Below are 10,958 nucleotides of genomic sequence, written 5' to 3' on the forward strand. Positions count from 1 at the left end.
CATGACCGAAGAGGCCGACCTTGCCACCGAGCTCGGGCTGCTGCGTGGCACCGTGGGCCACGAACGCTGGAGCCGGGTGTGGCACCTGACCGGGCGCGGGCAGGCCATCGTTCCCGAACTGCAGCGGATCCGCCGCCACGGACCGGGCCGTCTTCGTCCCGCGGCGCTCGAGGTGCTGGTCACCCTCGTCGGCGAGGCCGGTCTGCACCCGGACGACCTCGCGGCGGCCGAGCGGCTCGTGCGAGTCAAGGCCCCGGTGGAGGCCTCCCTGAGCATCAGCCGCTGCTGGGATGCCTGGCTGTGCGTCCGCGGGGGTGAGCAACGCGCGATCATCGATTCTCTCGGCCTGACCCCGCTGCGCCCGGCGACGTTCGCACTGGCCACGCAGGTGATCTCGGACGATCGCGCCGATCCCGGCGGTCTGGTGTTCGTCACCCCGGAGATCGGCGGGTGGACCGTCGTCGCCGGGGGTTGGTACAGCCCGCACGACGGCGCCCGCTCCGGCGAGGTGCGGTCGCTGGTCGAACGGCTCAGCGGCGAGTTCGGCGAGGCCCACGCGTTCTGCCTCAACGAGTACTCGGAGGAGTCGACCTGGCTGATCGCCGAACAGGGCCGGACCGTCCGGCGCTTCGGCTACGACTACAACACCGGCGCGACCTCCTCCCCCGTCGGGGCTCCGCTTCCGATCGAACGCCGCCACCTCGACGCTGTCGGCATCAGCGTCGCCCCCGAGGAGGTGGACGACGACGAGGATTTCGACGACGCGTACGCCGATTTCTTGGACGCCTGTACCGCGCGCACGGTGGCCGCCGAGATGAGCGTCGACATCGTCTCCGGCGTGCTGCGAGAGGACGCCGTCGTGCGGGGCGTCGGGATGCTGGCGCGCCTTCCGGGCTCGCCCGCGTTGAGCATCCCGCCTGGTCGATACCGAATCTGACTACGCCTCGACCTGAATCCGGTAGCGGGCCGCGACCGTGAAGCCGTGGCCGTCGCCGCCGGTGAAGCGGATCTCGTGCGGGCCGGGCGGAAGCGGGTCGAGGCGGCGCCACAGGCCCCAGACGGTCACCGGGATCGGCTTGCGGGTGCCGGTGGCCGGGTTTCCGCGGGCGCCGGCGACCTCGAACGGGATCGGGGTGGCGATCACGTCGAGCTCGGAGAAGACGTCGTCGACGAAGAGTTCGCCGCGGGCGTGCGGAAGGTGGGGCGGCGGCTCGTCGGCGGGCCAGTGCCACATGTTGAACGCCGGGAGGAACAACGGACGTCCGGCGGGCACGGCGCATTGCCGCTCCACCGCGTCGCCGAAGGTGCCGGCGAGGAAGAAGACGTCGTCGGGCTGGTTGACCGCCGCGACCGAGCCGTCGGGGTCGGCGACCGGGTTGCGCAGCGGGCCGAAGCTCGCGACCCACTGCACCCAGCGAGCGGCCAGGCCTTCCGGCGAGGACGGGTCGTAGGGCAACGGCTGCGCCGGCCGCCCGCCACCGAACAGGTCGGAGAAGATCGACATGGCGGGTGAGGGTAGTCGATGGATGTCCGGTCAGCCAGTGGTGATCGGGATCGACGCGAAGCCGCGCAGGGTGAGACGGTCGCGGCGTACCGGCTCGGCGCTCAGGGCCAGCTTCGGGAGCGTCGTCAGCAGCAACGGGAACGCGACCTGGGCCTCCAACCGGGCCAGAGGCGCGCCCAGGCAGTAGTGGGCGCCGCCGCCGAACGACACCGGCTGGATGCTGGGGCGGTCAGGGTCGAAGCGGTGCGGGTCGGGGTAGCGGGCCGGGTCGCGGTTCGCGGCACCGAGCAGCATGGTCAGGCCCGCGCCGGCCGGCACGGCGACGCCGTCCAGGTCGAGATCCTCGGCCGCGAATCGGGACGTGAGCTGCACCGGGGAGTCGTACCGAAGGATCTCTTCGACGAAGGCGGGGGACAGCTCGGGATCGGCGCGCAGGCGGTGGGCCTGGGCGGGCATCGTGAGCAGCAGGTGCAGGCCGGTGCCGAGCAGGTTCGCGGTCGTCTCGAACCCGGCGACCAGCAGCAGCACCAGGTTGGCCAGCAGCTCCTCGCCGGTGAGGGTGCCGCCGGTGGCGATCAGGGCGCTGGTCAGATCTTCCCGCGGGTTCTTCTGCCGTTCGGCGATCAGGCCGATGAAGTAGTTCTCGAGCTCGCGCCCGGCCGCGTCGGCCAGTTCCATCTCGTCGACGGTGCTGATCGGCTCGAGCACCACGGTCAGGTCGGCCGCCTTCTCGCGGAACCAGGCGCGGTCGCCGGCGGGCACGCCCAGCAGCGAGCAGATCACGCCGATCGGCAGCGGGTAGGCGAACGCGGTCATGAAGTCGGCCCCGTCGGGCATCGCCTCGATCAGGTCGGCGGCCTGTTCGGCGATCACGTCACGCATGGCCGCGATGCGCTTCGGCGTGAAGGTGGCCGCGGCGGCACGGCGTACGCGGGTGTGGTCTGGAGGGTTGGTCTGCAGCATGGACAGCACGACCGAGGCGACCCCGCGGTTCTGCCGCCAGCCGGGCCAGAACTGGTCGTAGTCGCTCGCGTCGGCCAGCCGCAGGGCCGGGTCGCGCAGCAGGCGGTTGGTGAGCGCGTGGGTGGTGACATACCAGCGTTCGTCGGGCGCTAGGAGGACCGGGGAGTGGGCACGCAGGACGTCATAGGCCGGGTACGGGTCGTCGCGGCCTTCGGGGGAGAAGAGGGAGCCGAGCGCGGTCTGATGGTCCATGCCGCTCATCATCGCCGATCAGTACGACAGATTCCGGTACGGCTTCCCGCGCGGCTCTCCGCACGGTTCTCCGCGCGGCTCTCCGTAGGGCTCTCCGCACGGCCGATGGTGGGCGGGCCGCCGCCCCGCTGCCCGCCCACCCCGGCCGTGACCGCTGCCGCGCGCCCACAATCGGGCGTTCCCCCGGCGACGGTCACCCCGGCTGGTCGGCCGCGACCCGGTTCCCAGGGGTCGACCTGCCGACCTTCACCAAGCTCGATGCGTCGCGTCAACGCTACGGAGTGGCCCGGTCACGCGGAATAGTCCGTCCCACCACGCCGCCCCCTCGGGTTAGGGGTGCGGTTCAGCCCGATACGGCTACCCCGTGAGGTGTTCGGCCAGGAACGACCAGGCTTCGCTGGCCCGGTCGACGCGGTTGTAGATGCCGACCCACGCCTGCGGTCGCTGCCGCAAATCGGGCGAACCGCACGTCTGGCGGTCGGCGGCCCCGGCCGTGACGGTTTGCAGCACGGGGGTGCCGTCGGCGGCGGCCGCGAACATGGGCCCGCCGCTGTCGCCCGGCGACGAACCGCCCCGCACCGAGGTCACGAAGGTCAGCGAGCCACGCAGCGGGTCGGGGAAGAGACAGGGGCCCTCGTTCACGGCGGCCAGGCTGGTGACCCGTACGCCCGCGGTGTGCTGGACGGTCGTGCCACCGAACCCGTAGACCTCGGCACCGCTCGCCGCCGGCAGGGGACCGTCGGCGATGCGGGCCGGGGCGACCCCGCTCATCGGCTCGGCCAGCTCGAGCAGCGCGACGTCGTTGACCAGCGTCTTCGCGTCATAGCCGGACATGCGCCGTACGGCTGAGACGGTCTTCCCCGCCTCGCCGACGTGGATCTTGCTCGCGCGGTAGGGCTCGTCGGGCCGGCCGCCGACGTTGGTGCAGTGCTGGGCGGTCAGCACCCAGCGGGGCGCGATCAGGGTGCCCGTGCAGGTCAGGCCCCGGTCGAAGAAGCCCTGGTCGGCGTCGACGCGCACCACGGACGAGAGCCGGTCGCTCGTCGCGGCCTGCGCGGTGACGATCGCCGATGCCTGCCCGGTCATCGCCCAGACCACGAAGGCGGCGACGGCGATCAGCGCCATCCGTGCCCATCGGTGCCTGGTCAATGTCCGTGCCCTTCGTAGCCGTCTGACTACACGCTACGAAACGCACACCAACGGTGGCATCGTCCGACCCACCGCGCCACGCCTGCCCGATCCGCTTAACTCAAAAGTGCAACCATTGCCGTACGTCGTTCCGCCCGGCACCTACGTCAGAAGGCTTGTCACGTGGTCCAGAAGCCAGCTCGTGACAGCGCGGGCGACGCCGCCGACCACGCCGGTCAGCACCGCCAGAGCAATCCGGGCTCGGTGATCGTCCGGTCCGCTGGAGTGTGGTTCGTGTCGGGTCATCGCTCGCTCCCGCGCGTCTGAGGCTGACTGGTGCGTTCAGACTCGGGTCGCCTCGAAGGGCTTGGCCTCGGTGTCGACGGGTGTCGAGCGGAGCACGCAAGGTAGCGGTGCGGCATCATGAGGACGCGATGGATGCCGACAAGTCCCGACCGGTGCGTCGCCCATCGGTGCCCGGGGCCAGACCTCAGCCGATCCGCCGGCCGCGACGGCTGGCTCAGCCGGATCTCCCGAGTGGATCACAGCGTGACGTCCGCGACCTGCTCCACGGCCTGCACGAGAAGGCCGGCCGGCCGTCGCTCAGCGTGCTGGAGAAGCGCATCGCCGACGACGACCGGCTCGACGGCGCGCCGAAGAAGGACGTGATCCACAGGATCATCAGCTGGGGTGGCCCGGCAAGGCTCGACGACGTGCGGGCGGTCGCCCGGATACTCGCCCGCGACTGCGGCCAGGACGAGTTCGCGGTTGCGGCGCAGGTCGCGCGGCTGACGGAGCTGCCCGAACCGGCCGGTACCACCACAGCGGACCCGGGCCGGCCGATCAGTGTGTGCGATCCGTTCGCCCTCGAGGTGCATCGCGCCATCACCGTACCGGGAAGAAGCCGGAGGCTGACCCAGCTGCCCGTCTATGTGGACCGGGACCACGATCGGCGGATGCGGGAGATCGCCGACTCGGCGCTGACCGGTTCCAGCCGGATGATCACCCTGGTGGGCGGCTCGTCAACCGGCAAGACCCGTGCCTGCTGGGAACTGGCTCAGTACGTCGAGCGGCGGCAACCGGAGCTGTGGCGGATCTGGCATCCCTTCGACCCGACCCGGCCGGAGGCCGCGGCCGACGAGCTCGGTCACGTCGGCCGCAACACCATCGTCTGGCTGAACGAGGCCCAGCTGTACCTCGCCCCACTCGGCCGCCAACTCGGCGAACGTATCGCGGCCGGTCTGCGTACCCTGCTCGCGGACGACAAACGGAGGCCCGTCCTGGTGCTGGCGACGATGTGGCCCGGACACTGGACGAAGCTGACGAACCGGCCGATGGACGAAGGGCTCAGTGACCCGCACGCTCAGGTCCGCGAACTCCTGGACGCCACCGACGTCGACGTACCCGAGGCGTTCACCCCGTCCGATCTGACCGACCTGGACACCAAGAACGACCCGCGGCTGCACCACGCCGGCAAGAACGCCACGGGCGGTCGCATCACCCAGTACCTGGCCGGGGCTCCGATGCTTTTCGACCGCTACCGCAAAGCGCCGCCGGCGGCCCGGGCCCTGCTGGACGTCGCGGTCGACGCTCGCCGGCTCGGCCATCCCCCGGCCATCCCGCGCGCGTTGCTCGAAGAGGCCGCCGCCGGCTATCTCGACGACGACGCGTGGGCCCTGAACGACCAGGATCACTGGTTCGAACAGGCTCTCGCCTACACCGCCGAGCCTTGCAACGGGATCCGCGGGTTGCTGACCCCGCTGCGCCCTCGACCGGGCGAGGACACCCAGCACGGCGGCCCGGTGTATCGGCTGGCCGACTACGTCGAGCAGGCCGGGGCCACACCGCGGGCCGACGTCTACCCACCACCCAGTTTCTGGCAGGCCGCTTCGCGTACGGTTCAGGACGCCGGCGCCTTGCGCGTGCTGGGGTGGGCGGCGGAACAACGAGGGCGTTATCGGCATGCCGCTCTCCTCTACCGTGCCAGCGTCGACCACGGAGAGTTGGCGTCCTTCAAGGCCCTGCTCAGGCTGGTCGAACTGACCGGCAGTCCGAGCGACACGGTCGTGGACCTCTGTCGTGGTGCGGCGGCCCGCGGCAGCACCGACGCGCTGAACCACCTGGCCTTCATGCGGGAACGGATCGGAGATCTCCGAGGCGCTGCCGACCTGTACGGCCAAGCTTCCGACCTCGGCGACACCGGCGCCCTGCGCGCCCTGGCCCGGCTGTCCGAACTGTCCGGCGACGAACACGGCGCGGCCCGCTTCGCCCGCGCGGCCGCCGATGGCGATCGGCGAACCGCCGAGCAGCCGGGCGAACGTGCCGGTGATCTGGATCGTGCGAAGATCTTCTCCAAGCGAGCGATCCGGCCACAAGACCTCGACGACCAGGACGCTCGGTTGCGCCGGCAAGCCGTCGAGCGGGCTCACAACAACGCGCTGATCGAGCTGGTGCGGGACCGCCGCCGCGCCGGTGACCTGGCGGGTGCAGTCGCGGCGGCCTGGGAAGCCGCGGAACGCGGGCAGACCAGCATTCTCAGCCAACTGGCGCTCCACCTCGACGGGGAGGGCGACCCGGACGAGGCCGCTCGTCTGGCTCACGAGGCCGCCGATCGCGGCAACCCGATCGTGCTGAGCAGGTTGGCCCGGCGACGCGAGCTCGCCGGCGACCCGAACGCCGCCGCCGGCCTGTACCGCGCTGCGGTCAACCGCGCCAACACCAACGCCATGATCAACCTTGCCCGGCTGCGCGAAACGGCCGGCGACGTCGAAAGCGCCGAGAGAATCCGCCGCTTCGGCCTGAGCGCCGACGGATCACCGGCCGAGCCGTGGACTGTCTGATCGCAGAACCCACCGCCGTACGGTCTCCAAATCGTCCTCAGTGAGGCCCAGGTAGGGATCGACCTTGTGCAGCAGGGCCGGGGCGGGATGTTCCCCGGCTACCCAGAGCCGGTCCATGTCGCCGATCTCGTCATCGAGCCACACGAATGGTTGGCCTCGCGCCCAGCGGGTCAGGGGCGCGGTCTTCCAGTGCATGCCACGGATCGGCACGTCATCGTCGTCGGGCCAGCGCACCACGGGCAGCTCCGGCAGGCCCAACAGGGGAGCGACGACCTCGTTGGCCTCATCCATCCACGTGGTCGCCCAGACCAGCCGGCAGTTGAGCGCGCGCAGCCGCGGCCCGTCCGCCCGATCGATCCGGGCCAGGAGCGGATCTTCGGTGTCTCGCCGGGCGCGGAAGGGAAGCAGGGGGCCGTCCACGTCGAGGAACAACAGGGGTTTGTTGTCACGGCTTGGGGAGCCGGGCGCGGGCTGAGGCACGTACCTCCTCGTCCTCCATCGGGTCGGCTTCCAGGAACGCCAGCCGCTCGGTGAGCTCCGCGTTCTCGGCGGCGACGCGGCGGACATCGGCCTCGCAGTCCCAGAGGCCCTCGAACAGGCGCGGGGCGACATGTTCGGGATCAAGGGCCAGTGCGGCGCGCAGGTAGGCGGCACGTTCGTACGAATGTGGGCTGAACCAGAGGCGATGCAGGCGCGGCACTATGGTGCGGGCGTCGTCGCCGCCGATGCGGGCCAGGCCGGTGGCCAAGGTGTCGTAGCCGCAGCGGTTCTCCGGCCTGCTGTCCAGCCAATCCCAGGCGGTCAGCAGCGCTGGGACATCGGTCTCGTCACCGTGGGCGGCCAGCAGTCGTTGAGCGGACCAGCGCATCGGATGCTGCGGCGTCGCGGCCCAGCGGCGGGCGGTAGGAAGGGCCTGCGGGCCGAGAAGACTCAGGGCGCAGCTCATCGGAACAGCCGGTCGAGCATCGGCAGCATGGCGGGCTGCGGTCCGCGACAGTTCAGCTCGTACAGTGCCGCCCGCTGCCCGGCCAGGTCACCGTCGCTGACCGTGGTCAGGAGGGTTTCCGCCGGCGCCTCTCGCAGCGACGGCGCACGCCTGGCAGGCGGCCAAGACGCGATCCGGTCGTCGGCTCCGGCCCAGTCCGTCCACGGCCGGCCGCCCCAGAACGGGTCGTCCCCGGCACTGTCGAGCCGGGCCAGGGCAACCGGCAGCAGGTCGTCCCACTGTTCCCGCGGCCAATCACCGGCAATGTGCTCGAGCACATCGACCCAGCGCGGGCCGTCGCCGATGTAGCGCCTTAGTCCGTCGACCGCCGCCAGGTCCCCGTCGCGGCCGAGTGTCGCGAGGACGGACAGGGTGTTGTTGAACGTGTTGTCGTCGTTGTCCTCGGGGTGAGCTTCGAGCAGCGCCATCAGGTCGGTCACGGGGATGTTCACCGCCCGGACCAGCCGCGCGAGGTAGACGGTCCGCTCGTCGACCTGCCAGTCCCAGCGGTAGTCCCGGGCGATGCAGCCGAGCACCGCGTCTCTGTCGCCGGGTCTGCGCGCCGCCCGTCCTAAACCCCGTTGCAGAGCACCCAGCTCCGTTCCCGGGTGGGTGTAATGCCAGTCATCCGTCATCGCCGGTCACGGTAGCCACCCCGGCGGCCGGCAGCGACCGGTTTCAGGGCCGGAAGTAGTCGGACATCATGCGCGTGACCCATTCCGGCTGTGTGACGTCGGCCGGGGTGAACTCGGCCATCGCGGGCTTCAGGTCGATGACCGGGGTGCCCGAGACCGCGTCGAGGCCCACCACGGTCAGCTCGCGGCCGTCGACGGACTCGATGGCGCAGCACGTCACGCCGATGCGGTTCGGGCGGCGGGGCCCGCGCCCGGCGAAGATGCCGACGGGCGGGAGGTCGGCGCGGCCGCGGTAGGGGAGCGGCTCGCGATAGTCGTCCTTCTCGGGGAACCGGTCGAAGACGAAGAGCACCTCCACGTGGGAGAAGCCGTCAAGACCCTGCAGGCACGCGTCGCCGAAACGCTCGTCGACGACGATCGTGCTGCGGACGGCACCCCAGTTGTCCGTGTGCTGAACGTCGGTCCGGTCGTTGTGGACCGTACCGATCGATTTGATCTCGAAGCTGGGCATGGGCCGAGGCTACGCGGAAGCGGTGAGGAACTGCGTCTGAATCTGCACGTCGCGCCCGCCGACGGGAGCGAGGCGCCGGTGTCGCCGTCGATGGTCGAGGGCCGCTCGAACTCCGCGCGGCCGAGAGGGGGTGTTATCTGCTCGTCTGTCGATAATCAGTAGTGCTCATTGGCCTGCGATAGTGACTGTGGGCAGCGGTTACTGGAATGTTGTTCGGGACCGCGCGGTGGCGTCGCATGCCACGTTCTAGGCGAATGACAATATGTCTCTTGACTAGTGGTCATGCGGCTGGGGAGACTGCTTTCGCTGCGATGGAGCGGGCGGAAAGGGGGGAACCGTGAGCGAGTGTGTGTGTTCCGGTGTCGCCTCTGCGGTCTCAGCGCCGGGCCGTGATGCCGCCGGTTGGTTCAAGGTCGCGTGGCAGGATCGTCAGGCTGTTGACCGGGTTGTCGTTGAAGTGTCGGGACTCCCCTTGACCGCGCGGGGCCGCCGCTGTCTGCTGGTTGTCGCCCCGGGCGGGTCCAGCGACTTGGTGCGCGACGTTACGAAGGCCATGACTTCGTTGTACGCCCGGTTGTACGGTCGTCGGGCTGCTGCGGGCCGGGCTCACCGTACGGTCGCGGTCCTCACCGGGGATGGCTTGAGGTGAAGACGTTCCAGGCCTACCGGTTCGCCCTCGACCTGACACCCCGCCAGCACCGCAATGTGCTCGCGCACGCTGGGGCGGCCCGGGTCGCCCACAACTGGGCGCTGGCGAGGGTCACGGCCGTGATCGGTCAGCGGGCCGCGGAACGCTCGTACGGGGTGCCCGACGGGTTGCTGACCCCGGCGGTGTCGTGGTCGCTCGCAGGGCTGCGCAAGATGTGGAACGCGGTCAAGCCTCAGGTGGCGCCGTGGTGGGCTGAGGTATCCAAGGAAGCGTTCAACACCGGCCTGGACGCGCTCGCCCGCGGGTTGAAGAACTGGGCCGACTCCCGGACGGGCAAACGTGCAGGTCGCGCGACCGGGTTCCCACGATTCAAGGCACGCCGCCGCACCACCCCGAGTGTGCGGTTCACGACCGGGGCGATCCGGGTCGAGCCGGACCGCAAACATGTGGTGCTGCCCCGGCTGGGCCGGTTGAAGCTGCACGAATCGGCCCGTAAACTCGCCCGCCGCCTCGAGGCCGGCACCGCCCGGATCCTGTCCGCCACCGTGCGCCGCGACGGCGGGCGCTGGCACGTGTCGTTCACCGTCGAAGTCGACCGAGCCGAACGAACCCCGGCCCGGCCGGATTCCGTGATCGGCGTCGACGTCGGGATCAAACACCTGGCCGTCTTGTCCACCGGCGATCCCGTGCCGAATCCACGCCACCTGGCCGCCGCACAAACCCGGCTGCGAGCGCTGGGCCGGGCCCTGTCCCGCAAGACCGGACCCGACCGCAGAACCGGACAGCGTCCGTCACAACGCTGGCAGCGCGCGGCGGCACGGCTCGGCCGGGCGCACGCCCGGGTCGCGAACCTGCGCCGCGACACCATCCACAAGCTCACCAGCAAGTTGGCCGCGACCTACGGCACGATGGTGATCGAAGATCTCAACGTCGCCGGCATGCTCACCAACCGCAGGCTGGCCCGGCACATCGCCGACGCCGGGTTCGCCGAACTCCGCCGCCAGTTGGCCTACAAGACCTCGTGGAACGGCGGCCGGCTCGTGGTGGCCGACCGCTGGTATCCGTCATCCAAGACCTGCTCGGCCTGTGGCACAGTGAAAACCAAGCTGGCCCTGTCCGAGCGTAACTACCGGTGTGAGACGTGCGGGCTGAGCATCGACCGCGACCGCAACGCCGCCCTGAACCTCGCCGCGCTAGCGGCTGAGTTCGATACCGCCGGGAGTGGCTCGGTGGCAGCACGTGGAGCCGACCAGAAGACCCGCGCACGCGGGCAGGTGGCCGTGAAGCGTGAACCCGGCACCACACTTGTGGGTCAGGCCGGGACCGTCCCGCCGCAAGGCAGGACTACCGATCATGTGCTGACCAAAGCACACTGAAAGACATCCCAGGAGTTTGAATGTCAAGCGGCAGCGTCGATGAGGTGAGCGGACCAGGCGGTCGCCTCGTTGTAGGGTGTGCCGGTTTTGAGGCATCCGTGCAGGATGCCGACGA

At 70.4% G+C, this 10,958-nt stretch carries 10 protein-coding genes; 3 read left to right on the top strand and 7 right to left on the bottom strand.

Annotated features, from left to right (window positions below; all coding sequences use genetic code 11):
• Position 1 precedes the first annotated feature (1 nt).
• Entirely contained in the window at positions 2–937 is a 936-nt protein-coding gene (locus EER30_RS44685; protein WP_127508777.1) for a hypothetical protein, read from the top strand.
• Here EER30_RS44685 and EER30_RS44690 read toward each other — a convergent pair whose 3' ends face one another.
• The 3 genes from EER30_RS44690 to EER30_RS44700 form a co-directional block, all read right to left on the bottom strand.
• A complete protein-coding gene (locus EER30_RS44690; protein WP_127508779.1) occupies positions 938–1,504 on the bottom strand; it encodes a signal protein in 567 nt (188 codons plus the stop codon).
• Between the two features lie 30 nt (positions 1,505–1,534).
• Positions 1,535–2,719 (bottom strand): cytochrome P450, encoded by a 1,185-nt coding sequence (locus EER30_RS44695; RefSeq protein ID WP_127508782.1) that lies wholly within the window; start codon positions 2,717–2,719, stop codon positions 1,535–1,537.
• A 357-nt stretch (positions 2,720–3,076) separates the two neighbouring features.
• Positions 3,077–3,844: a trypsin-like serine protease gene (locus EER30_RS44700; RefSeq protein ID WP_127508785.1), complete on the bottom strand. Its 768-nt coding sequence runs from the start codon at positions 3,842–3,844 to the stop codon at positions 3,077–3,079.
• 437 nt (positions 3,845–4,281) lie between these two features.
• Between EER30_RS44700 and EER30_RS44705 the strand changes: the two genes are divergently transcribed.
• Positions 4,282–6,687: a tetratricopeptide repeat protein gene (locus EER30_RS44705; protein WP_127508788.1), complete on the top strand. Its 2,406-nt coding sequence runs from the start codon at positions 4,282–4,284 to the stop codon at positions 6,685–6,687.
• On the opposite strand, the gene EER30_RS44710 is transcribed toward EER30_RS44705, so the two are convergent.
• From EER30_RS44710 to EER30_RS44725, 4 genes are read right to left on the bottom strand one after another with little or no spacing between them, the layout of a single operon-like run.
• On the bottom strand, positions 6,661–7,122 hold the full coding sequence (locus EER30_RS44710; RefSeq protein WP_432417605.1) for an HAD domain-containing protein: 462 nt from the start codon (positions 7,120–7,122) through the stop codon (positions 6,661–6,663). The two genes, EER30_RS44705 and EER30_RS44710, sit on opposite strands and share 27 nt — an antisense overlap.
• 10 nt (positions 7,123–7,132) lie before the next feature.
• On the bottom strand, positions 7,133–7,633 hold the full coding sequence (locus tag EER30_RS49240; RefSeq protein WP_127508793.1) for a hypothetical protein: 501 nt from the start codon (positions 7,631–7,633) through the stop codon (positions 7,133–7,135).
• Positions 7,630–8,307 (bottom strand): transposase domain-containing protein, encoded by a 678-nt coding sequence (locus tag EER30_RS44720; RefSeq protein ID WP_127508796.1) that lies wholly within the window; start codon positions 8,305–8,307, stop codon positions 7,630–7,632. Before EER30_RS44720 ends, EER30_RS49240 begins: the two co-directional genes overlap by 4 nt.
• A gap of 43 nt (positions 8,308–8,350) precedes the next feature.
• On the bottom strand, positions 8,351–8,818 hold the full coding sequence (locus EER30_RS44725; protein ID WP_127508799.1) for an SAM-dependent methyltransferase: 468 nt from the start codon (positions 8,816–8,818) through the stop codon (positions 8,351–8,353).
• A 645-nt stretch (positions 8,819–9,463) separates the two neighbouring features.
• On the opposite strand from EER30_RS44725, the gene tnpB reads away from it, so the two are divergent.
• Positions 9,464–10,843 (top strand): IS607 family element RNA-guided endonuclease TnpB, encoded by a 1,380-nt coding sequence (gene tnpB / locus EER30_RS44735; RefSeq protein ID WP_127508803.1) that lies wholly within the window; start codon positions 9,464–9,466, stop codon positions 10,841–10,843.
• Positions 10,844–10,958 lie beyond the last annotated feature (115 nt).

It is taken from the genome of Actinoplanes solisilvae, from assembly GCF_003999975.1.
GTDB classification, from domain to species: Bacteria; Actinomycetota; Actinomycetes; order Mycobacteriales; family Micromonosporaceae; genus Actinoplanes; species Actinoplanes solisilvae.

What these genes read in the sequence shown, in the direction of transcription:
- EER30_RS44685 (WP_127508777.1), top strand. Translation starts at nt 2, where the DNA reads ATGACCGAAGAGGCCGACCTTGCCACCGAGCTCGGGCTGCTGCGTGGC.
- EER30_RS44690 (WP_127508779.1), bottom strand. Translation starts at nt 1,504, where the DNA reads ATGTCGATCTTCTCCGACCTGTTCGGTGGCGGGCGGCCGGCGCAGCCG.
- EER30_RS44695 (WP_127508782.1), bottom strand. Translation starts at nt 2,719, where the DNA reads ATGGACCATCAGACCGCGCTCGGCTCCCTCTTCTCCCCCGAAGGCCGC.
- EER30_RS44700 (WP_127508785.1), bottom strand. Translation starts at nt 3,844, where the DNA reads ATGGCGCTGATCGCCGTCGCCGCCTTCGTGGTCTGGGCGATGACCGGG.
- EER30_RS44705 (WP_127508788.1), top strand. Translation starts at nt 4,282, where the DNA reads ATGGATGCCGACAAGTCCCGACCGGTGCGTCGCCCATCGGTGCCCGGG.
- EER30_RS49240 (WP_127508793.1), bottom strand. Translation starts at nt 7,633, where the DNA reads ATGAGCTGCGCCCTGAGTCTTCTCGGCCCGCAGGCCCTTCCTACCGCC.
- EER30_RS44720 (WP_127508796.1), bottom strand. Translation starts at nt 8,307, where the DNA reads ATGACGGATGACTGGCATTACACCCACCCGGGAACGGAGCTGGGTGCT.
- EER30_RS44725 (WP_127508799.1), bottom strand. Translation starts at nt 8,818, where the DNA reads ATGCCCAGCTTCGAGATCAAATCGATCGGTACGGTCCACAACGACCGG.